The sequence below is a fragment of the Aeromonas sp. S5(2024) genome, from assembly GCF_041403025.1.
GTDB classification, from domain to species: Bacteria; Pseudomonadota; Gammaproteobacteria; order Enterobacterales; family Aeromonadaceae; genus Aeromonas; species Aeromonas hydrophila.
On the sequence record NZ_JBGLRI010000004.1, the window covers coordinates 1 to 19,856 of the forward strand.

The 19,856-nt window shown below is 60.4% G+C and carries 22 protein-coding genes and 2 rRNA genes; 15 read left to right on the plus strand and 9 right to left on the minus strand.

The genetic code is table 11. The features are described 5' to 3' along the window. The 4 genes from ACB032_RS09335 to ACB032_RS09350 all read left to right on the plus strand — a co-directional run. Positions 1 to 92 (plus strand): 23S ribosomal RNA (locus tag ACB032_RS09335); the annotation flags it as partial. Between the two features lie 83 nt (positions 93 to 175). Then, positions 176 to 290, plus strand: a 5S ribosomal RNA gene (gene rrf, locus ACB032_RS09340). 294 nt (positions 291 to 584) lie between these two features. Then, positions 585 to 902, plus strand: coding sequence for a PTS system regulator TmaR (gene tmaR, locus ACB032_RS09345; protein ID WP_016352207.1), 318 nt, complete (start codon positions 585 to 587; stop codon positions 900 to 902). A gap of 217 nt (positions 903 to 1,119) precedes the next feature. Continuing rightward, a complete protein-coding gene (locus ACB032_RS09350; protein WP_011707626.1) occupies positions 1,120 to 4,203 on the plus strand; it encodes a transglycosylase domain-containing protein in 3,084 nt (1,027 codons plus the stop codon). Positions 4,204 to 4,289: 86 nt separating this feature from the next. On the opposite strand, the gene yjgA is transcribed toward ACB032_RS09350, so the two are convergent. Beyond that, on the minus strand, positions 4,290 to 4,814 hold the full coding sequence (gene yjgA, locus ACB032_RS09355; RefSeq protein WP_010635921.1) for a ribosome biogenesis factor YjgA: 525 nt from the start codon (positions 4,812 to 4,814) through the stop codon (positions 4,290 to 4,292). Positions 4,815 to 4,927: 113 nt separating this feature from the next. Between yjgA and pmbA the strand changes: the two genes are divergently transcribed. Continuing rightward, positions 4,928 to 6,271: a metalloprotease PmbA gene (pmbA, locus tag ACB032_RS09360; RefSeq protein ID WP_135318854.1), complete on the plus strand. Its 1,344-nt coding sequence runs from the start codon at positions 4,928 to 4,930 to the stop codon at positions 6,269 to 6,271. A gap of 85 nt (positions 6,272 to 6,356) precedes the next feature. On the opposite strand, the gene murA is transcribed toward pmbA, so the two are convergent. The 7 genes from murA to mlaF are packed head-to-tail and all read right to left on the minus strand — an operon-like array spanning position 6,357 to position 10,877. After that, complete coding sequence (gene murA / locus ACB032_RS09365) at positions 6,357 to 7,613, minus strand: UDP-N-acetylglucosamine 1-carboxyvinyltransferase (protein WP_011707623.1); 1,257 nt, start codon at positions 7,611 to 7,613, stop codon at positions 6,357 to 6,359. Positions 7,614 to 7,630: 17 nt separating this feature from the next. Further along, positions 7,631 to 7,888: a BolA family iron metabolism protein IbaG gene (gene ibaG / locus ACB032_RS09370; RefSeq protein WP_005306001.1), complete on the minus strand. Its 258-nt coding sequence runs from the start codon at positions 7,886 to 7,888 to the stop codon at positions 7,631 to 7,633. Then, positions 7,888 to 8,160: a lipid asymmetry maintenance protein MlaB gene (locus ACB032_RS09375; protein ID WP_016352203.1), complete on the minus strand. Its 273-nt coding sequence runs from the start codon at positions 8,158 to 8,160 to the stop codon at positions 7,888 to 7,890. The genes ibaG and ACB032_RS09375 overlap by 1 nt, the downstream gene beginning before the upstream one ends. Further along, on the minus strand, positions 8,157 to 8,789 hold the full coding sequence (mlaC, locus tag ACB032_RS09380) for a phospholipid-binding protein MlaC (protein WP_011707621.1): 633 nt from the start codon (positions 8,787 to 8,789) through the stop codon (positions 8,157 to 8,159). The genes ACB032_RS09375 and mlaC overlap by 4 nt, the downstream gene beginning before the upstream one ends. 9 nt (positions 8,790 to 8,798) lie before the next feature. After that, positions 8,799 to 9,290, minus strand: coding sequence for an outer membrane lipid asymmetry maintenance protein MlaD (gene mlaD / locus ACB032_RS09385; protein WP_011707620.1), 492 nt, complete (start codon positions 9,288 to 9,290; stop codon positions 8,799 to 8,801). A 7-nt stretch (positions 9,291 to 9,297) separates the two neighbouring features. Then, a complete protein-coding gene (gene mlaE / locus ACB032_RS09390) occupies positions 9,298 to 10,077 on the minus strand; it encodes a lipid asymmetry maintenance ABC transporter permease subunit MlaE (protein ID WP_011707619.1) in 780 nt (259 codons plus the stop codon). Further along, positions 10,077 to 10,877 carry a phospholipid ABC transporter ATP-binding protein MlaF gene (gene mlaF, locus ACB032_RS09395; RefSeq protein WP_011707618.1) on the minus strand — a complete coding sequence of 267 codons (801 nt, stop codon included), beginning with the start codon at positions 10,875 to 10,877 and terminating at the stop codon, positions 10,077 to 10,079. Before mlaF ends, mlaE begins: the two co-directional genes overlap by 1 nt. 207 nt (positions 10,878 to 11,084) lie before the next feature. Here mlaF and ACB032_RS09400 point away from each other — a divergent pair, with 207 nt between their 5' ends. The 10 genes from ACB032_RS09400 to npr all read left to right on the plus strand — a co-directional run bounded on the left by ACB032_RS09400 (position 11,085) and on the right by npr (position 17,899). After that, positions 11,085 to 12,080, plus strand: a complete 996-nt coding sequence (locus ACB032_RS09400; protein ID WP_371137834.1) for a KpsF/GutQ family sugar-phosphate isomerase — start codon at positions 11,085 to 11,087, stop codon at positions 12,078 to 12,080. Then, positions 12,080 to 12,634 carry a 3-deoxy-manno-octulosonate-8-phosphatase KdsC gene (gene kdsC / locus ACB032_RS09405; protein ID WP_017409370.1) on the plus strand — a complete coding sequence of 185 codons (555 nt, stop codon included), beginning with the start codon at positions 12,080 to 12,082 and terminating at the stop codon, positions 12,632 to 12,634. Before ACB032_RS09400 ends, kdsC begins: the two co-directional genes overlap by 1 nt. Beyond that, on the plus strand, positions 12,631 to 13,191 hold the full coding sequence (gene lptC, locus ACB032_RS09410; RefSeq protein ID WP_011707615.1) for an LPS export ABC transporter periplasmic protein LptC: 561 nt from the start codon (positions 12,631 to 12,633) through the stop codon (positions 13,189 to 13,191). The genes kdsC and lptC overlap by 4 nt, the downstream gene beginning before the upstream one ends. Continuing rightward, complete coding sequence (lptA, locus tag ACB032_RS09415; RefSeq protein ID WP_016352198.1) at positions 13,178 to 13,705, plus strand: lipopolysaccharide transport periplasmic protein LptA; 528 nt, start codon at positions 13,178 to 13,180, stop codon at positions 13,703 to 13,705. The genes lptC and lptA overlap by 14 nt, the downstream gene beginning before the upstream one ends. Before the next feature lie 3 nt (positions 13,706 to 13,708). Further along, positions 13,709 to 14,434 carry an LPS export ABC transporter ATP-binding protein gene (lptB, locus tag ACB032_RS09420; protein WP_011707613.1) on the plus strand — a complete coding sequence of 242 codons (726 nt, stop codon included), beginning with the start codon at positions 13,709 to 13,711 and terminating at the stop codon, positions 14,432 to 14,434. 65 nt (positions 14,435 to 14,499) lie between these two features. After that, a complete protein-coding gene (locus ACB032_RS09425; RefSeq protein WP_011707612.1) occupies positions 14,500 to 15,939 on the plus strand; it encodes an RNA polymerase factor sigma-54 in 1,440 nt (479 codons plus the stop codon). A 21-nt stretch (positions 15,940 to 15,960) separates the two neighbouring features. Next, positions 15,961 to 16,248: a ribosome hibernation promoting factor gene (hpf, locus tag ACB032_RS09430; RefSeq protein WP_005305957.1), complete on the plus strand. Its 288-nt coding sequence runs from the start codon at positions 15,961 to 15,963 to the stop codon at positions 16,246 to 16,248. 2 nt (positions 16,249 to 16,250) lie between these two features. Next, positions 16,251 to 16,697: a PTS IIA-like nitrogen regulatory protein PtsN gene (gene ptsN / locus ACB032_RS09435; protein ID WP_005305951.1), complete on the plus strand. Its 447-nt coding sequence runs from the start codon at positions 16,251 to 16,253 to the stop codon at positions 16,695 to 16,697. Between the two features lie 42 nt (positions 16,698 to 16,739). Beyond that, a complete protein-coding gene (gene rapZ, locus ACB032_RS09440) occupies positions 16,740 to 17,606 on the plus strand; it encodes an RNase adapter RapZ (RefSeq protein WP_011707611.1) in 867 nt (288 codons plus the stop codon). Positions 17,607 to 17,626: 20 nt separating this feature from the next. After that, positions 17,627 to 17,899, plus strand: coding sequence for a PTS phosphocarrier protein NPr (gene npr, locus ACB032_RS09445; RefSeq protein ID WP_005305943.1), 273 nt, complete (start codon positions 17,627 to 17,629; stop codon positions 17,897 to 17,899). Between the two features lie 15 nt (positions 17,900 to 17,914). On the opposite strand, the gene ACB032_RS09450 is transcribed toward npr, so the two are convergent. Next, on the minus strand, positions 17,915 to 19,819 hold the full coding sequence (locus ACB032_RS09450; RefSeq protein ID WP_371137835.1) for a transcription antiterminator: 1,905 nt from the start codon (positions 19,817 to 19,819) through the stop codon (positions 17,915 to 17,917). Positions 19,820 to 19,856: the final 37 nt, after the last annotated feature.

A 19,856-nucleotide genomic window follows, 5' to 3' on the forward strand; every position in this document is an offset into this window, starting at 1 on the left:
GCCGTTGGAGACCACAACGTTGATAGGTGGGGTGTGTAAGCGCGGCGACGTGTTGAGCTAACCCATACTAATTACCCGTGAGGCTTAACCATACAACACCCAAGAAGTGTTCTAAGGCTTGTAGCAGATACCGAGAACGAACAACAAAATCAGCTTTCTTAGATTGAAGAATTTGCCTGGCGGCCATAGCGTCGTGGAACCACCTGAACCCATGCCGAACTCAGAAGTGAAACGCGGTAGCGCCGATGGTAGTGTGGCATTCGCCATGCGAGAGTAGGACACTGCCAGGCACCCAACACGAGAAACCCCGCTCATTTGAGCGGGGTTTTTTATTGCCTGAAATTCGTCTTATCTCACCCCTGATATGCGCCTTTGGATGGAGAGTCTGCACTGCTTTCCACCCTGTTGTTCACTCGGCTCTCTCGTGCCGAAACCCGGCGTCAGGCCTGCAATTAGGGTTGTATCTGCCTCATAACTCGGTAGAGTAAAGGCATCTTGGGTTGGCCCGTACTCTCTCATGCTGGTTTCTTTAGTACGGATGCAACTTGGCCTGCTTTTATCAACCTTACGTCAGTGGTATCGATATGGAACAAGTAAACAAGTCCACCTTCAGCGATGTACTGGAATATGTGCGTATGTCCCGTCGTCAGAACAAACTCAAGCGTGAAATTGCGGACAACGAGAAGAAGGTCCGTGACAACCAGAAGCGGGTGCTGCTGCTCGACAACCTGAGTGATTACATCAAACCAGGCATGAGCATCGATGAGGTGCAAGCCATCATCGCCAACATGCGGGCTGATTATGAAGAGCGTGTGGACGACCACATCATCAAGAATGCCGAGCTGTCCAAAGAGCGTAAAGAGCTGAGCACCAAGCTCAAGGCAATGAGCTCCAGCAAATAAGCCTGCTCACTGTCTTCTCAAAACACCGGCCATAGGGCCGGTGTTTTGCTTTCTGTCATCAGCTCGGATCTCTCACCGCGCTGCAACAATCGGCTCCCCTTTTTATGATCGCCCTGTTACCATCACTACAAAGCGGTCAATAGTTTTCAAGCCATTGACTTGAAACGACTAAGCTTGAGTGAAACACAATAAATTGCGCAACCATGGTGGGGCTGATATGGGCGCATCAGAACAGACGGATTTGAACAAAGTGGCATCTCAGGATTCATCTGTCCCAAGCGCGGACGGCAAGTACAAGCGCAAGCGTCGTTCCTGGTGGCGCTGGTTGTTCTGCTTTTTCTTTTTGCTGTGCCTGGCTGCGGTGATTGCTCTGGTCGGTTATGAGATGCAGACTTCCCGCCTGCAGTCGCAGGAGATCTCCCGCTATGCGGCCAAGCTGACTTATCAGGTCGAACCGGGCCCCAGCAAGCAGATTGCTTTCCCCGAAGACGGTCCCTTCGACAAGCGGCTCGGCTATGTGCTGCTGCCCATGATGCAGGAGCGCTTGCTGCAACGGGGTTATCAGGTCAGCGAGCAGGTACATTTCTCCGACGCCTTGTATGACTATGCCAGTCGCGGTTTTTTCGTGCCTTATACCGAGAAGGTGCAAGCCGGCCTGACCTTGCATGACTGTCGGGCGGAACCCTTCTATCAGTTCAAGTATCCGACCCACTATTACCCGGATTTTGCCTCCATCCCGCCGCTGGTGATCCAGTCGCTCCTGTTCATCGAGAACCGCGACCTGCTCAGCAATGAGCAGCCGCTGGCCAACCCGGCCGTGGATTGGCCCCGTTTTGCCAAGGCAGCCATGTCGCAGGTCGGCAAGGCGCTCGATATGCAGGATCAGTCGGCCGGTGGCAGCACGCTGGCGACTCAGGTCGAGAAGTATCGCCACTCGCCGGATGGCCTGACGCTGTCACCCACCGAGAAGATCCGTCAGATGGCGTCCGCCAGTGTGCGGGCCTACCGGTTGGGACCCAAGACGCTGGAGGCGCGTAAGCTGGTCGCCTGGGCCTATCTCAACTCGGTCCCGCTCTCTGCGGCTCCCGGCTATGGGGAGGTGCACGGCCTGGGGGATGGTCTCTGGGTATGGTTTGGTGCCAATGTGGACGAGGTAAACCGGCTGCTGGACCCTGCGCGCAACCAGGATGCTTCGCTGGCGGAGCAGGGACTGGCGCTGCGCCAGGTGGTCTCGCTGATGATTGCCCATCGCCGACCCTCCTACTATCTGGCGCAGGGGCGTGATGCACTGGCGACCCTGACCGACAGCTATCTGCGGCTGTTCGTGCAGGAGGGGATGATCACGCCGCCGCTGATGGAAGCTGCGCTGAAAGCCAAAATTTCATTCCGTGATTTCCTGCAGTCCCCGGCGGTGACCAAGGTCAACAACAACAAGGGCCTGCAAGTTGCCCGCACCCGTCTGAGCCGTCAGCTCGGGGTGCAGCTCTACGATCTGGACCGACTCGATCTGACGGCCGATACCAGCCTCAACATGCCGCTGCAAAACGAGGTTTCTCGCTACCTGCAGCAGCTGGCCGATCCTACGTTTGCAGCTCAGGTCGGGTTGTTTGGTGAGCGCCTGCTCTCGCCGGAGAAGACGGGAGACGTGAAGTACAGCTTCACACTGTTCGAAAAATCCCCGCAGGGCTTCAAGGTGCGGGTGCAGACCGACAACACGGATCAGCCGTTTGACATCAACGAGGGCAGCAAGCTGGAACTGGGATCAACCGCCAAGCTGCGGGTGCTGACCACTTACCTGGAGATCGTCTCCGAGCTGCACGACAACTACGCGGACATGTCGGCCGAGAGCCTGCGCAAGATAGAGGTATCGGAGCAGGACAACATCAGTCGCTGGGCCGTCTCCTACCTGATGACCGCCAAGGACAAGAGCCTGCCCCCCATGCTGGAGGCCGCGCTCGATCGCAAATACTCCGCCAGCCCGAACGAGGGATTCTTCACCGGCGGTGGCATGCACACCTTCAACAACTTCCGGCGTGAGGACAATGGCCGCATCCCGGCCATTCGCGACGCGCTGCGCGAGTCCATCAACCTGCCCTTCGTGCGTCTGATGCGCGACATCGTTCGCTACAGCCTCTACCGGGAGGGCAACCGTGCCCAGCTGCTCAAGGATGACAAGGATCCGCGTCGTACCGAGTATCTGGCCAAGTTTGCGGATAAAGAGGGGCAGACCTATCTGCTGCGCTTCTGGCGCAAATACCGTGGCAAGACTGCGGATGAACAGCTCGATACCTTCCTGGATGGTCTCAAGCCCAGCGCCGTGCGCCTGGCCGCCGTACACCGCTACCTGATGCCGGATGCGTCGCAGGAGACCTTCGCTGCCTTCCTGGCGAAGCGTCTGCCGCGGGAGAAGCTGAGCGATCGTCGTATCGAGCAGCTCTATACCAGCTATGGTCCCGGCAAGTATTCGCTGCCGGATCAAGGCTATATCGCTCGGGTGCACCCGCTGGAGCTGTGGCTGCTCTCCTATCTCAAGGAGTTCGACAAGGCGACTTTCGCCGATGCCGTCGAGGCGAGCCGGGACGAGCGGCAAGAGGTCTACAGCTGGCTGTTCAAGACCCGCCACCGCAGCGCCCGCGACAGCCGGATCCGCACCATGCTGGAGGTCGAGGCCTTCCTCGATATCCATCAACGCTGGGCCAGACTGGGCTACCCGTTCGATCACCTGGTGCCGTCGCTGGCAACGGCTCTGGGTAGCTCGGGCGACCGCCCTGCTGCGCTGGCCGAGCTGATGGGGATCATCCAGAACGGCGGCATTCGTGCGCCGACCCTACGCATCGAGCATTTGTCGTTTGCCAAGGGCACGCCGTTCGAAACCGAGTTCCAACCAGCGCAGACCGAGGGGACCCGGGTGCTGCCGGTCGAGGTGGCTACCGCACTGCGCAACGCGCTGTCGAAGGTGGTGGAAGGGGGCACGGCCAGACGCATTGCCGGTGCCTTTGCCCTGCCGGACGGTACCGTGCTGCAGATGGGGGGCAAGACGGGGACGGGCGACAACCGGATTGAAACGGTCGGCCGCTACGGCAACGTGACCAGCTCGCTGGCTCGCAACCGGACCGCCACCTTCGTCTTTTATCTGGGAGAGGATCACTTCGGCACCCTGACGGCCTATGTGCCGGGTAGCCAGTCCGACAAGTTCCGCTTCACCTCGGCCCTGCCGGTGCAGGTGCTCAAGGGAATGGCCCCGCTGCTGATGCCGTATCTGCAGCCAGGCACTCATACCCAGTGCATGGCGGGCAGCTGACAGCTGCGGCGACACGAAAACGGGGCCATATAGGCCCCGTTTTATTTCGTACTGTTCATCGCCGGTCGGCGAAGGTGAGTCATCACTTACAGCAGATCTTCGATCTCGCCGCGCAGGTACTGGTACATCTCGCGATAGGCCACCGGCGGCTTGTTCAGCTCCCGCTCCTTGTTGGCGGTACGGATCAGCTGGCGCAGCTTCTGGCGGTCCAGTTCGTGGAACTGGGACATCAGCTCGTTGAGGGCGCTGTCACCTTCATTGATCAGCCGCTCACGCCACTGTTCCAGCCGGTGCAGGCGGGCGTTCACGGTGGAGTGGCGATTCTTGATGATGGAGAGCGCCTCGACGATGGGCTCCACATCGCGGCTGCGCATCAATCGGCCGATGAACTGCAGGTGGCGACGGAAAGACTCGTCTTTCTTCGGCTTGAGCTTGCGGCCCAGCTCGACCGCTTCGGCCAGCTCTTCATCCAGCGGGATCTTCTCCAGCTCGCTGTGGCTGAGGGAGACTATCTCCTCCCCCATCTTCTGCAAGGCTTCGGCATCGCGCTTGAGCTGGCTTTTGCTGGGGCCCCAGTCTTCCCACTCGTTGTCGTCTTGATATTGACTCATCGGTCTCTTGATTCCTGTCATTCACGTTTGGTGGATATGTTACCAGCTTCTCCCGCTGGGCGCAGGGGTCTGATATGCTTAGCCCCTTTCCTTCCTTCATACAGATGTGAGTTATGGATCAGCAAGACCAAATCCGCCAGGATCAAGCCCATCTTGAAGCCGTAGTTGCCGAGGCCCTGGAGATTGCCAAGGGACTGGGTGCCGGGCTTGCCGAAGTCTCCATCAGCAAGCAGACCGGGCTATCGGTGAACACCCGGGGTTGTGAACTGGAAAGCATCGAATTCAACAAGGACGGGGCGCTCGGCATCGCCGTCTATCGCGATGGCTGCAAGGGTTCTTCCTCCACCACGGACCTGAGCCCGTCGGCCATTCGTGCCGCCGTCGAAGCGGCCATGGAGATTGCCCGGCACACCTCGCCGGATGCCTGTGCTGGTCTGGCGGACGCCGAGTTGCTGGCCTGGGATGCCCCGGATCTGCAACTGTGTCATCCGATCGAGCTGGATCCGCAGCGCGGCATCGAACTGGCCATCGAGTGTGAACGACTGGCGCTGGGCCGCGATGCCCGCATCAAGCACTCCGACGGCGCCGGTTTCTCCAGTCACCTCGGCATCAAGGTGTATGGCAACAGCCATGGCTTCGTCAAAGGCTACGCGGCATCGCGCAACTCCCTGAGCTGCGTGCTGATCGGCGAGCAGGACGGCGACATGCAGCGCGATTACGGCTACTCCTCCAGCCGTACCCTGGACGGGCTCTGGAGCCCGCAGCGCATCGCCGACGAGGCGGTGGAGCGCACTCTCTCTCGCCTAGGTGCCCGCAAGATCAGCACTCGCCACGCTCCCGTGCTGTTCCATCCCGATACGGCGGCCGGTCTGTGGGGTCATCTGGTGATGGCCATCAGCGGTGGCAATCTCTACCGCAAGTCGAGCTTTCTGTTGGACAAGCTGGGCAAGCAGATCCTGCCCGAGTGGCTCACCATTCAGGAGTTCCCCCATCTGCTGGGGGGGCTAGCCAGTACTCCGTTCGATGGCGAAGGCGTGCTGACCCGCGACATGGACATAGTGCGCAATGGCGAGCTGATGAGCTGGCTGCTTACCTCCTACTCCGCCCGCAAGCTGGGGCTCACCACCACGGGCCACGCCGGCGGCATCCACAACTGGCAGGTTTCCAGCACCGGCCAGGATTTCAATGGCATGCTCAAGGAGATGGGCACCGGCCTGCTGGTGACCGAACTGATGGGGCAGGGGGTCAACATCGTCAATGGCGATTACTCCCGCGGCGCTGCCGGTTTCTGGGTGGAGAATGGCGAGATAGCCTATCCGGTTGAAGAGATCACCATCGCCGGCAATCTGGCCGAGATGTTCAGCCATATCGTGGCAGTGGGTAGCGACGAAGATGAGCGCTCCAGCCTCAAGACCGGCTCGGTGCTGGTCGAGAGCATGAAGCTGGCCGGCCACTGATCCCGGCATCAGCGGATTGCAGCCATGAAAAAGGCCCCTCGCAGTGCGAGGGGCCTTTTTGTATCGGCGTGCTCAGGGGCGGCAATCAGCCCTTGATGCGCTCGATACGGCCGCCAAGGCCTTGCAGCTTGTGCTCGATGTCTTCGTAGCCACGGTCGATGTGGTAGATGCGATCGACGATGGTGGAGCCTTCGGCGACGAAGCCGGCCAGCACCAGACTGGCGGAGGCGCGCAGGTCGGTCGCCATCACCTGGGCACCCTTGAGCTGCTGGGTGTCGCGGCAGATGGCCACATTGCCCTGCAGTTCGATGTCGGCGCCCATCCGGACCAGCTCGGGCACGTGCATGAAGCGGTTCTCGAAGATGGTCTCGGTGACCATGCCGGTGCCTTTGGCCACCGCGTTCAGCACGGTGAACTGGGCCTGCATGTCGGTCGGGAAGGCCGGGTAGGGGGCGGTCTTGATGGTGACCGGCTTGAGGGTACGGCCGGTCATGTCGAGGGTGATCCAGTCTTCCCCCTTCTCAATCAGGGCGCCAGCCTCTTCCAGCTTGACCAGTACCGCTTCCAGCAGGGTCGGATCGGTCTTGCGGCAGGTGATCTTGCCGCCGGTGACCGCTGCGCCTACCAGGAAGGTACCGGTTTCGATACGGTCGGGCTGGACGCTGTAGCTGCCGCCATGCAGACGCTCGACACCGTCGATGGTCAGGGTGTCGGTGCCCGCGCCCTGGATCTTGGCGCCCAGCGCGTTGAGGAAGTTGGCCAGATCGACCACTTCCGGCTCGCGCGCGGCGTTTTCGATCACGGTGCGGCCGTCAGCCAGGGTGGCGGCCATCATCAGGTTCTCGGTACCGGTGACGGAGACCATGTCCATCAGGATGTGAGCACCCTTCAAGCGGCCATCGACACGAGCCTTGATGTAACCATCCTCGATGGCAATCTTGGCACCCATCAGCTCCAGACCGTGCACGTGCAGGTTGACCGGACGGGCACCGATGGCGCAGCCGCCGGGCAGGGAGACGTCAGCCGCGCCAAAGCGGGCGGCCAGCGGGCCCAGCGCCAGGATGGAGGCGCGCATGGTCTTCACCAGCTCGTAGGGGGCGACATGGTTGTTCACCGCGCCGGTCAGCACGGTGACGTTGCCGTTCACCTTGGTGGTGGCGCCCAGCATCTCCAGCAGCTTGATGGTGGTGCCCACGTCTTTCAGACGCGGCACGTTGGAGAGGTGGATCTCCTCATCACACAGCAGGGTGGCGAACAGGATCGGCAGAGCGGCGTTCTTGGCGCCAGAGATGGTCACTTCGCCGTTGAGAGTACAACGACCATCGATCTTGAATTTGTCCATTTACGTTTGATACCAAATCAGGAGGGCAGTAGGAATTTACGTTCGCGTTTCCACTCGGCATCGGTAAAAGCCTTGATGGAGAGTGCGTGAATGGCGTTGCTGGCGATCTTGTCCATCAGCGGGGCATAGATGGCCTGTTGCTTCTTGACCCGGCTCATGCCGTCAAACATGTCGCCGACGGCGATCACTTGGTAGTGACTGCCGTCCCCTTTGACATGGACTTCGGACAATGGCAGAGCCTCGAGGAGTATCGCTTCAATTTCAGAGACTTGCATTATGCGTCCTCAGTTGTGAGCGGAGTTGACTGAAACAATCCGGCCACCCCGTACAGGTTGGCCAGGGTATAAAAATCAGTGGAGGCGCCCACCAGTTGCGGTGTGGCGCCTCGTGCCAGAGCGGCTTTGGCCCATTTGACCAGCAGGGCAAGCCCTGCCGAATCCAGAGTGGTGACGTCGCCGAGCTCGATCTGGTCTTCCTGCCACCAGTCGGCCCGCCGTTGCCACAACTCAACGACCTGGGCTGCCTGCAGCTCGCCGCTCAGTCTCATTTCTTGAGTACCAGCGGTTTGGCATTGTGGGCGCGCAGCTGGGCGATCACCGCATCGATGCCGTTCTGGCGGATGAGGCCGCCCAGCTCGTTCTGCTTGGCAGAGAGCAGGCTGATCCCTTCGGCGACCATGTCGAAGGCTTTCCATTCGCCGGTCTTGTTGTTCTTGCGCAGCTTGAACTCGAGGAAGATGTCCGGCTTGCCGGCCTCTTTCACGCTGACGTTGACCGCGGTGATGTTGCTGTCACCGGCGGCCTTGCCGGGCTCGACCTTGACGGTCTGCTTGTCGAAATGGGCCAGGGCGTCGGCGTAGGAGCTCACCATGTACTCGGTGAACACCTCGACGAAGGCGTCACGCTGGGCCGGGGTGGTCTGCTTGATCTGGTTGCCAAGCACCTTGTAGGCGGCGAAGCGGTTGTCCACGTAGGGCAGCAGCTCTTCGCGAATGATTACCCGCAGGTGGTCCGGATTGCTCTTCACCTGGGCCTGATCGGCCTTCAGGCGGGCGAAGGTCTGCTTGGCCGCCTGATCCACCAGGGCATAGGGATCGGTGGCATCAGTGGCTTGCGCGGTCAGGGAAAACAGCATGCTGGTCATCAGGCCCAGCAGCAGGGCGATCTTCTTGAACATGGTTACTCCTTACTTGCTGTCTGATTTGGTGTCGGAAGACTGGCTGTAGAGGAACTTGCCAATCAGGTCTTCCAGCACAATGGCGGATTTGGTGTCTTCAATCATGTCGCCATCCTTGAGCATGCTGGTGCCCATCTCCTCATCGGTAAAGCCGGGCATCAGGCCTATGTACTGCTCGCCGAGCAGCCCCGAAGTCAGGATGGAGAGGGTACTGGTCTCGGAGAACTCACCGGCGCTCTTTTGCATCTGCAAAGAGACGATCGGCACCTGGCTCTTGGCGTCCAGAGTGATGTCGCTGACCCGACCGACCACCACGCCGCCCACCTTGACCGGTGAGCGCACTTTCAGGCCGCCGATATTATCGAAATGGGCGCGCAGGGTATAGGTTTCTCCTTCCGGTTTGAAACTCAAACCTGCCACTTGCAGTGCCAACGCCAGAATGGCACCGATGCCGGCCAGCATGAAAGCGCCAACCAGGAATTCTACTTTGCTGAACTTCATCTTTACCTTATCCAAACATGACTGCGGTGAGTATAAAATCCAGGCCGAGCACGGCCAGGGAGGAGTGGACCACGGTACGGGTCGTGGCCTGACTGATCCCGGCCGAGGTCGGCTTGGCATCATAACCGTTAAAGAGCGCAATCCAGGTGACCACCAGGGCAAAGATCAGGCTCTTGATGGCGCCCTGCATGATGTCATCCTGCCAGTCGACGGAGGCCTGCATGGCGGACCAGAAGCTGCCTTCATCCACCCCCAGCCAGTCCACACCGACCAGCTTGCCGCCGAAGATGCCGATCAGGCTGAACATGAAGGCCAGCAGCGGCATGCTGATGACCCCGGCCCAGAAGCGCGGCGCGACCACCCGGCGCAGCGGATCCACCGCCATCATCTCCAGGCTGGAGAGCTGTTCGGTGGCCTTCATCAGGCCGATCTCGGCGGTGAGGGCCGAGCCGGCGCGGCCGGCAAACAGCAGCGCGGTCACCACGGGGCCCAGCTCCCGCAGCAGAGAGAGGGAGACCAGCGGCCCCAGACTCTGCTCGGCACCGAAGTCTTTCAGTACGTTGTAGCCCTGCAACGAGAGCACCATGCCGATGAACAGGCCCGACACCAGAATGATGGCGACCGACTGCACCCCGACCACATACAACTGCTGCACCAGCAGCGGAAAGTGCTTGCGCGGTGCGGGTTTGCCCGCCAACGCGTGAAACAACATGATGGTGGCGCGGCCGATGGCGCTGATGAACCGCACCCCGCTTCGCCCCAGTTTGCTTACCTGGCTTGTCAACATCAGAGATCCTGTAGCAGGTCGCCTGCCGGAAAATGAAACGGAACAGGACCGTCGGGCAATCCTTTCAGGAACTGCTCGACCTCGGGATTGTGCTCCTCGCGCAGCTGTGCTGGCGTGCCGTGCGCCACCACCTTGCGGTTGGCGATGATATAGGCGTAGTCGGCAATGCTCAGCACCTCTTTCACGTCGTGGGTGACGATGACGGAGGTGATGCCGAGGGCATCGTTCATATCCTTGATGAGCTTCACCAGCACCGCCATGGTGATGGGGTCCTGGCCGACGAACGGCTCGTCATACATGATGAGGTCCGGATCCAGCGCGATGGAACGGGCCAGCGCCGCGCGCCGGGCCATGCCGCCGGAGAGCTCGGACGGCATCAGTCTTGCCGCGCCGCGCAGGCCCACCGCCTGCAGCTTCATCATGACGATGGTGTGTATCAGCTCCTCGGGCAGGCCGGAGTGCTCGCGCAGCGGGAAGGCCACGTTGTCGTACACCGTCATGCCGGTAAACAGGGCGCCGCTCTGGAACAGCATGCTCATCCGCTTGCGTACCTCGTACAGGCGCGAGCGGGAGAGAGTGGGGATATCTTCCCCGTCAAACAGGATATGACCGGATTCGGGCTTGAGCTGGCCGCCGATCAACCGCAGCAAGGTGGTCTTGCCGATGCCGCTGGGGCCCATGACCGCAGTGACCTTGCCACGGGGAATGGTCAGGTTTATCCCGTCGTATAACAGCCGATCTCCATGACTGAAGGTCAGGTCGGAGATGGTGATCAGGTCATCGTTCAAACAATTGTCCATCCGGTGTAAATGAAGAGCGAATTTTATGGGCTAGTCTAGGTCTAAGCAACAGCAAGGAACAACTATTGAACAGCCTGCCTGTCCAGACGCGCGACAGTTTTTTGTAACCAATTGTCTCTCTTTTCAGGTCGGGAAGTATCCGATTCGCTTATCTCGACAGACTTTTTTATAATCCCGCAGCAAATTTCAGCCCGGAGCTGTGCCTTTATGTCTGTAAAGTCTGAAAAAGTGTCTGAACTGTTCGATTTTCGTCGCAGCGCCCGTACCGTGCTGGACATCGAGAAACAAGCGATTGATGGACTCTACCAGTACCTGAACGATGCCTTCGATCAGGCGTGCGAGATGATACTGTGCTGCAGTGGCAAGATAGTGGTCACCGGCATGGGCAAGTCAGGTCATGTCGGAAGCAAGATTGCGGCCACCCTGGCCAGCACCGGCACTCCCGCCTTCTTCCTCCATCCGGGTGAAGCCAGCCACGGCGATCTGGGGATGATTTCCGGCGGCGATCTCATCATCGCCATCTCCAACTCCGGCGAGAGCGACGAGATCCTGGCCCTGTTGCCGGTGCTTAAGCGCCGCGGTATCCCGCTCATCTGCATGACCGGCAACCCGGTCTCCACCATGGCGAAAGAAGCCAACGTGCATCTGTGCATCAAGGTAGAGAAAGAAGCCTGCCCGCTGGGGCTGGCGCCCACGTCCAGTACCACCGCGACCCTGGTGATGGGCGATGCGCTGGCGGTGGCCCTGCTGGAAGCCCGCGGCTTTACCGCCGATGATTTCGCCCTCTCTCACCCGGGTGGCTCCCTTGGCAAGCGATTGCTGCTGCGGGTCGGCGATCTGATGCACAGCGGTGAGCTGTTGCCCCAGGTGGGGATAGATGCCACCATCAGCCAGGCACTGCTGGAAGTGAGCCGCAAGGGGCTCGGCATGACGGCCGTGGCCGATGCCGATGGCCGCCTGGCCGGCCTGTTCACCGATGGCGACCTGCGCCGCATTCTGGATTTGCAGGTGGATATCCACCACACCCCGATCAGCCGCGTGATGACGGTCAACTGTGTTACCGTGGGACCTGAGATGATGGCAGCCGAGGCTGTCAAACTGATGGAAACCAGAAAGATCAATGGATTACTGGTTGTGGATGGCGACAAGCGCCCGCTGGGTGCCTTCAACATGCACGACCTGCTGAAAGCCGGAGTAATTTGATGCAAAACGTACCGACCCTCTATGGTCCGGTGACGCGCAGCCAGTTTGAGAAGGCGGCGCAGATCCGCCTGCTGGTGTGCGATGTGGACGGGGTGCTCTCCAACGGCCTCATCTACATGGGAAATGACGGCGAAGAGTTGAAGACCTTCTGTACCCGCGACGGTGCCGGCATGCGGGCGCTGCTCAACGCCGGGATCGAGATTGCCATCATCACCGGGCGCAACTCCCGCATCGTCAGCGATCGGATGAAGAGCCTGGGGGTGCAGCACCTGGTACAGGGGGCAGATCAGAAGCTGCCCCACTTCGAAGCGCTGCTGGCCAAGCTGGCACTGACCCCCGAGCAGGCGGCCTATATCGGCGATGACACCATCGATCTGCCGGTGATGCAGGCCTGTGGCCTCGGCATCGCCGTGGCCGATGCCCATCCGCTGGTGCTGGCGCGGGCTGACATGGTGACCCGACTGGCCGGCGGTGTGGGCGCGGTGCGCGAGGTGTGCGATCTCATTTTGCAGGCCCAGGGGCTGGGTGACTATCAGCCAGAGGCCTCGGTATGAGCAGACAGACCCTGTTGTTCGCCCTGCTGTTCCTGGTTGCGCTGGCCGCCTGGCAGCTCGGCGACATCGAACTGGCGCCGGAGCCGACCACCAAGGTGGAGAATTATCAGCCGGACTTCACCGCCAAAAATCTGGTGACGACCCGCTTTGATGTCGAGGGACGTCGCACCGAGCGGCTGGAGTCCCGCTACGCGGAGTACTACCAGATCCTCGAGCAGGCCACTTTTGACAAGCCAGTGGTCTACATGTTCGACAAGCAGGGGGAGGCCGAGTGGAAGGTCACCGCCGATACCGGCGTGCTCAACACCGATGACAACGTGATCCTGCGGGACAAGGTGCATCTGGACGGCTTGCTGCCCACCTCTTTCATCTCCACGCTGGATACCCCCTATCTGGAGCTGGATCTGGTGACCCAGAACGTGAGAAGCAATCAGCAGGTCAGCATAGTGGGTAAGGATTTCCAGACCGAGGGCGTCGGCCTGAAGGGTCATCTGGAACGCAAATATTTTGAATTACTGGATCAGGGCCATGCCATCTATTTCAATGAAAAACGCTAATCTGGCCCTCGCGGCCCTGCTGCTGTGCGGCACCGTGAGCGCCAAAGAGTCCGACTTTGCCGAGAAGGTCTATGTGGATGCGGTCAAGCAGGTGGCCGAGATGCAGGACAACCGCATCACCTTCGAGCAGGATGTGACCATCACTCAGGGCACCATCAAGATCAAGGCGGACAAGGTGGTGGTGATCCGCTCCGGCGAGAAGGGGGCCGAGGTGATGACGGCCTATGGCAAGCCTGCCACCTTCTTCCAGATCCTGGACAACGGCAAGCCGGTCAATGCCCATGGCAACAGCATCCGCTATGAGCTGAAGAACCGGTTGGTGACCATCACCGGCAACGGTCAGCTCAAGCAGGAAGACAGCCAGGTCAATGGCGACCTGATCCGTTACGACATCGTCAAACAGAAGATGATTGCCGAGAGCAAGACCCCGAACCAGCGGGTCAAGACGGTGTTCCTGCCGGATCAGGTAGAGAATTTCGACAAGCCGGCCGATCAGAAGAAGCAGGGAAAATAAACCATGGCAGTGTTGAAAGCAGCCGGCCTGCAAAAAAGTTACAAGCGCCGCATGGTAGTGAGCGATGTGAGCCTGGAAGTGGGAACCGGCCAGATCGTCGGGTTGTTAGGGCCGAACGGGGCCGGCAAAACCACCTCCTTCTACATGATCGTGGGGCTGGTGCAGAGCGATGCCGGCCTCATCACCATCGATGATCAGGACATCAGCCTGCAGCCCATGCATATCCGTGCCCGCAACGGTATCGGCTATCTGCCGCAGGAGGCCTCCATCTTCCGTCGCCTGTCGGTGTTCGACAACCTGATGGGGGTCATGCAGACCCGCAAGGGGCTGAGTCGCGAAGAGCGGGAGGACAAGGTCCAGCAACTGCTGGAAGAGTTCAACATCACCCATATCCGTGACAGCCTGGGTCAGAGCCTGTCGGGCGGGGAGCGGCGCCGGGTCGAGATCGCCCGGGCACTGGCTGCCGAGCCGCGTTTTATCCTGCTGGATGAACCCTTTGCCGGGGTCGACCCCATTTCTGTGATAGACATCAAGAAGATCATCCAGCATCTCAAAGATAGAGGCCTGGGCGTCTTGATCACCGACCACAACGTCAGAGAGACTCTGGACGTATGTGAGAAGGCCTATATCGTCAGCCACGGCAAGATGATTGCCGAAGGTGCACCGGCCGACATACTGGCCGACGAACAGGTCAAGCGCGTCTATTTGGGCGATCAATTCAGTCTATAGTAAGGGGGCATCTCTTCATTTCCTGTGACGACTGCCTCGCTGAACATAAGGATATCCCGACGTAGATGAAGCCGACATTACAGTTGCGTCTCGGCCAGTCCCTGACCATGACGCCGCAATTACAACAAGCGATTCGTCTGCTCCAGCTCTCCACTCTGGAACTCCAGCAGGAAATTCAGCAAGCGCTCGACAACAACCCCTTGCTGGAGCAAGAGGAAAATGATGTGCAGGAGACCAGCCCGGAAGAGCCGGTCGATGCCAGCCAACTCGACTCCAGCGATGCCATGTCTCAGGACAACATGCCGGACGAACTGCCGGTAGATACCACCTGGGAAGAGGTCTACTCGGCCGGCACGGCCCAGAGTGCGGGCCCGATCCACGACGGTGAAGACAGCATCTATCAGGGCGAAACCACCGAAAACCTGCAGGATTATCTGCTGTGGCAGATGCGCCTGACGCCGTTCAGCGACGTGGATGCCGCCATTGCCCTCGCCATCATCGACGCCATCGACGAATCCGGTTACCTGACGGTGTCGCTGGAAGATATCCAGACTGCGGTAAGCAGCGAGGATGTCGAGGTGGAGCTTGATGAAGTGGAGGCGGTGCTCAAGCGAGTGCAGCACTTCGATCCGGTCGGCATTGCCGCCCGCTCGGTGCAGGAGTGCCTGCTGATCCAGCTGGGCCAATACTCCCCGGACCTGCCCTGGCTCAACGAGGCCAAGGAGGTGATCCTCGAGCACATGGACCTGCTCGGCAATCGCGACTACCGCACTCTGGCGCGCAAGACCCGGCTCAAGGAGAGCGACCTCAAGGAGGTGCTGGATTTGATCCAGCAGCTGGAGCCGAGACCCGGCAACGGCGTCATCCAGAGCGAATCCCAGTACGTGATCCCGGATGTTTCCGTGGTCAAGAAGGGCAACAAGTGGGTGGTCGAGCTCAATCCGGACTCGGCCCCGCGCATCCGGGTCAACGAGACCTATGCCGCCATGGCCCGTCAGGCGCGCACCAGCCAGGATACCCAGTTCATCCGTTCCCACCTGCAGGAAGCCAAGTGGTTCATCAAGAGCCTGGAGAGCCGCAACGACACCCTGCTCAAGGTGGCCAGCTGTATCGTCGAGCAGCAGCAGGGCTTTTTCGAATACGGTGAAGAGGCCATGAAACCCATGGTGCTCAACGACATCGCCGAAGCGGTGGAGATGCACGAGTCGACCATCTCGCGGGTCACGACCCAGAAGTACATGCATACACCGCGCGGCATCTTCGAACTGAAGTTTTTTTTCTCCAGTCATGTCAACACGGAGGGAGGAGGAGAGTGCTCATCGACCGCAATTCGCGCGCTTATCAAGAAGCTGGTCACGGCGGAGAATCCCGCCAAGCCGCTAAGTGATAGCAAGATCGCGGATTTGCTGGCCGAACAGGGTATTATGGTGGCGAGACGCACGATCGCAAAGTACCGTGAATCCTTGTTGATCCCGCCATCCAATCAGCGCAAACGCCTGGTTTAGGCAAAACAAAAGGAAGACGTTATGCAAATTAACCTGACCGGACACCATGTCGAGATCACCGAAGCTCTGCGTGATTATGTGAACAACAAATTTGCCAAACTCGAGCGTCACTTTGACCACATCAACAATGTTCATGTGGTGTTGAGCGTAGAAAAACTGAACCAGATCGCCGAAGCCAAGCTGCATGTCAGCGGGGGTGAGGTGTTCGCCAATTCGCAGCATGCCGACATGTACGCTGCGATTGATACCCTGCTGGACAAGCTGGATCGGCAGATCATCAAGCACAAAGATAAGTTAAATCAAAAATAACCATGCAACTTGAACACATACTGAGTCGGGACTGCACCAAAAGTGCGGTCCCTTGTACCAGCAAGAAACGCGCCCTGGAGATCATCAGCGAGTTAGCCGCTGAGCGTCTGGGGACCTCTCGTCAGGTGCTCTTCGAGTGCCTGCTGGCGCGAGAAAAAATGGGCAGTACCGGGATCGGTGCCGGTATCGCCATTCCCCACGGCCGGATCGGCGACGAGTTTCCGCCGACCGCCATCCTGATGACCTTCGCAGAGCCGATCCCCTTCGATTCCATCGACAATCAACCGGTTGACCTGCTGTTCGCCCTGCTGGTGCCGGAAAGCGAGTGCAAGCAGCACCTCAAGACCCTTTCCCTGATGGCATCCAAGCTGGGCGACAAGGCGGTATGCCGCCAGTTGCGCCAGGCAACCAGCGACGAAGAACTCTATCAGATCATGACATCGGCCTGAGATGCAGGCCCTTGCAATGACGCCAAGCGGTGAGGGAACAAGATGCAATTAATAGTGGTGAGTGGGCGCTCCGGCTCGGGCAAGACAGTTGCCCTGCGTGTGCTGGAGGATCTCGGTTATTACTGCGTGGATAACCTGCCGGTCAACCTGCTGCCCCAGCTGATCGTCTCGGTCGAGAGCCAGTATGACAAGCTGGCGGTCAGCATCGACGTGCGCAACCTGCCGGCGAGCCCGGACAAGCTGGAAACCCTGCTGGCCCAGGTTCGCAACGAGGGGCGGGTGGAGTTCTCGAGCTTCTTCTTCGATGCGGAAAACTCCACCCTGCTCAAGCGCTACGGCGAGAGCCGCCGGCTGCACCCCTTGTCACGCAATCAGTTGTCGCTGGATGAGGCGATTCGGGAAGAGACCCACCTGCTGGCACCGCTCTCCTCGACGGCCGACCTGCGCATCGATACCACCAACCTCAGCATTCACGACCTGAGCGAGCTCATCAAGACCCGGGTGCTCGGCAAGAAGGAAAACGAGCTGGTGCTGGTGTTCGAGTCGTTCGGCTTCAAGTACGGCATTCCCAAGGATGCCGACTTCGTGTTCGACGCCCGCTTCCTGCCCAATCCGCACTGGATCCCCGAGCTCAAACCCTTCACCGGCAAGGATGAGCCGGTGGCCCGCTACCTCTCCAGCCAGCCCGACGTGATGCAGTTCATCCTGCAGATCGAGAACATGCTGGCGACCTGGTTGCCCCATCTGGAGCGCAACAATCGCAGCTATGTGACAGTCGGTATCGGTTGCACCGGTGGCCAGCACCGATCGGTATTCATTGCCGAGCAGCTGGCTGGCGCCTTCCGCCTGCTGGGCAAGAACGTCCAGATCCGCCACCGCACCCTCGACAAGAGTGCGCCGCAATTTTGATGGACCAATAGGAAGATCAGATGACCGTCTCAGCCTCGGTGGAAGTGAAAAATAAACTGGGCATGCATGCCAGACCGGCCATGATGCTGTTCGAGCTGGTGCAGGGGTTCGATGCCCACGTGTTGCTGCGCAACGAAGAGGGGGTCGAGGCCGACGCGGACAGCGTGATCGGCCTGCTGATGCTGGACTCCGCCCAGGGCAAGCAGGTGGAAGTCCAGGTGGAAGGGCCCGAGGAAGTGGAGGCCCTGGCCGCCGTGGTGGCGCTGTTCACCTCGGGTTTCAACGAGGAGTAACGCACCTCGGCATGCTCAAGGTGCGCTGCGTGCCAGCGCCTTGAAGGCGGCAAAATCCCGACAAGCCAGCAGACTCCTGCTGGCTTTTTCGTTCATCAGCGCCAGGAACAGGTCGTAGAGCCCCATCGCCTCTTCGTAGTCGGCCTTGGCGATGGCCAGCACGAAGACGAGAGTAGCGCTCTCGCCGTTGCCCCAGTCGATCCCCTGCGGGGCCAGCACGGTATAGACCAGGGTGCGGCGCGCCAGCAGGCCGAGGGAGTGGGGCAGGGCGATGCCGTCCCCCAGCATGGTGGAGACGATCCGCTCCCGCTCCTGCAACGATCCCCGAAAGCCGCTCTCCACCAGATCCTCCGCCTCCAGCTGGCTGCAGATGCGATCAAACAGCGTTGCCTGGCTGAGCGGTTCGGTAGCCACCATGAAGTGGTCGGCATCGAAGTACTTGTCGAGCAGGTAGGGGCGGGTGCGATCGACCAGCACCAGCTTGCCGAGCTGCTCCAGCTGGTACTGGGTCGGGAAGGGGGCGACCTGCACCACGGGCACGTTCTTCTCGCCGGCCTTGACGGTGCTGATGACGAAGTCCTGCTCGATCCGCGCCAGCCCTTCGTAATCCCGCACCGACTCCAGCATGGTCAGCTGCAACTGGGGATACTCCCGCTTGATGCGGGCCTCCAGCACCCGGAAGGTGGCGTTGCCCGCATCGCACAGCAGCAGCGCCTGGGGGCGGCGGGTGTAACCGATGTCGTAGTGACGCTCCAGTCCGACCCCGATGTGGATCACCAGATAGCCTATCTCGTGGTGGGTCAGCCGATAGGGAGTCTGCCTGATCCACTCCGAGATGGCCGCCAGCGTGATGTCATAGGCGAGGGGGTAGTACTGCTTGATGTGGTCCGCCAGCGGATTGTGGCTGCCGATCTGGTATTTGACCCGCAGCAGCATGGCGCTGATATGGGTCTGCAGGTCGGCCCGCAGTTGCAGATCGCCGCGCAGGTCATAGGGGTAGTGCTGGTGGATGTAGGCCAGCAGATGCTCCACCAGCTGTTCGCTCTCGGCCGCCATGGCCGGGCTGAGCTGGGGGGCATCGGCGGTGAGGCGGGCCTGGATCTGGATGGTGAGGCAGGCTATCTCCTCCTCCCCCGGCGGAGTCAGGGTCGGCAGCTCGCCATAGATGTCGCGGGCAACCGCCAGCAGAGGCGCCGTGAGATCCTCGCTGGTGAATTGGCGCAGCTCGTGGCCGGCCGCCTGGCGCAGCAGGGCGACGGCGCAGTAGATGGCGAGCTGCTGCAGGCTCTCATCGGCCAGGCGCAGCTGATGACGGCCGAGCTGCTCGTGGATGTGATTGCCCACTACCTCCAGCGTCTTGCTGGGGCAGAGGTTGGGCAGCAGGCTTTGCAATGGGTTGCTGTGCAGCAGCTCCTGATAGAGCAGCTGGGTGAGGCAGGCGCGGATGGCCGTCTCGCCCCCCTGGATCCGCATCCCCTGCCTGGGTTTGCTGTCGATGGCGAGTCCGAAGTGGGCGAGCCGCTCCCGTACTTCCGCCATGTCCCCCTGCAGTGCCGCCCGGCTCAGATACCAGGTGTCCGCCAGCTCGTCGAGCTTGATGCCCTGCTCCGCCGTCAATAGCAGGATCTGCAGGTGCAGCACTCGCTCGCGGCTGGTACGGGGCAAGCCGCTCTCCTGCTCCTGGGCCGCCAGCAGCGCCTCGAACAGCTCCTGATTGTAGATCTTGAGCTGATAGCCGCTGCCGCGCTGGTGGATCAGGTGAGCGCCCCGGGTGGCGATGAGCTCGTTCAGGGTCGCCACGTCGGTGCGCACCGTGCGGGTGGAGACATTGAGGCGGCGGGCCAGCTCCTCCTGCGGCAGCGGCTCGGCGTGGAGCAGAGTGAGTAGTTGATGGAGTCTGGGGTGGGGCAGCTTGATCATGAGGGGGGAACGGACTCCTGTCGCGGAATGAAAAATC

Excerpts from the sequence above, each read along its gene's own strand:
- tmaR (WP_016352207.1), top strand. The coding sequence starts at position 585 with ATGGAACAAGTAAACAAGTCCACCTTCAGCGATGTACTGGAATATGTG.
- ACB032_RS09350 (WP_011707626.1), top strand. The coding sequence starts at position 1,120 with ATGGGCGCATCAGAACAGACGGATTTGAACAAAGTGGCATCTCAGGAT.
- yjgA (WP_010635921.1), bottom strand. The coding sequence starts at position 4,814 with ATGAGTCAATATCAAGACGACAACGAGTGGGAAGACTGGGGCCCCAGC.
- pmbA (WP_135318854.1), top strand. The coding sequence starts at position 4,928 with ATGGATCAGCAAGACCAAATCCGCCAGGATCAAGCCCATCTTGAAGCC.
- murA (WP_011707623.1), bottom strand. The coding sequence starts at position 7,613 with ATGGACAAATTCAAGATCGATGGTCGTTGTACTCTCAACGGCGAAGTG.
- ibaG (WP_005306001.1), bottom strand. The coding sequence starts at position 7,888 with ATGCAAGTCTCTGAAATTGAAGCGATACTCCTCGAGGCTCTGCCATTG.
- ACB032_RS09375 (WP_016352203.1), bottom strand. The coding sequence starts at position 8,160 with ATGAGACTGAGCGGCGAGCTGCAGGCAGCCCAGGTCGTTGAGTTGTGG.
- mlaC (WP_011707621.1), bottom strand. The coding sequence starts at position 8,789 with ATGTTCAAGAAGATCGCCCTGCTGCTGGGCCTGATGACCAGCATGCTG.
- mlaD (WP_011707620.1), bottom strand. The coding sequence starts at position 9,290 with ATGAAGTTCAGCAAAGTAGAATTCCTGGTTGGCGCTTTCATGCTGGCC.
- mlaE (WP_011707619.1), bottom strand. The coding sequence starts at position 10,077 with ATGTTGACAAGCCAGGTAAGCAAACTGGGGCGAAGCGGGGTGCGGTTC.
- mlaF (WP_011707618.1), bottom strand. The coding sequence starts at position 10,877 with ATGGACAATTGTTTGAACGATGACCTGATCACCATCTCCGACCTGACC.
- ACB032_RS09400 (WP_371137834.1), top strand. The coding sequence starts at position 11,085 with ATGTCTGTAAAGTCTGAAAAAGTGTCTGAACTGTTCGATTTTCGTCGC.
- kdsC (WP_017409370.1), top strand. The coding sequence starts at position 12,080 with ATGCAAAACGTACCGACCCTCTATGGTCCGGTGACGCGCAGCCAGTTT.
- lptC (WP_011707615.1), top strand. The coding sequence starts at position 12,631 with ATGAGCAGACAGACCCTGTTGTTCGCCCTGCTGTTCCTGGTTGCGCTG.
- lptA (WP_016352198.1), top strand. The coding sequence starts at position 13,178 with ATGAAAAACGCTAATCTGGCCCTCGCGGCCCTGCTGCTGTGCGGCACC.
- lptB (WP_011707613.1), top strand. The coding sequence starts at position 13,709 with ATGGCAGTGTTGAAAGCAGCCGGCCTGCAAAAAAGTTACAAGCGCCGC.
- ACB032_RS09425 (WP_011707612.1), top strand. The coding sequence starts at position 14,500 with ATGAAGCCGACATTACAGTTGCGTCTCGGCCAGTCCCTGACCATGACG.
- hpf (WP_005305957.1), top strand. The coding sequence starts at position 15,961 with ATGCAAATTAACCTGACCGGACACCATGTCGAGATCACCGAAGCTCTG.
- ptsN (WP_005305951.1), top strand. The coding sequence starts at position 16,251 with ATGCAACTTGAACACATACTGAGTCGGGACTGCACCAAAAGTGCGGTC.
- rapZ (WP_011707611.1), top strand. The coding sequence starts at position 16,740 with ATGCAATTAATAGTGGTGAGTGGGCGCTCCGGCTCGGGCAAGACAGTT.
- npr (WP_005305943.1), top strand. The coding sequence starts at position 17,627 with ATGACCGTCTCAGCCTCGGTGGAAGTGAAAAATAAACTGGGCATGCAT.
- ACB032_RS09450 (WP_371137835.1), bottom strand. The coding sequence starts at position 19,819 with ATGATCAAGCTGCCCCACCCCAGACTCCATCAACTACTCACTCTGCTC.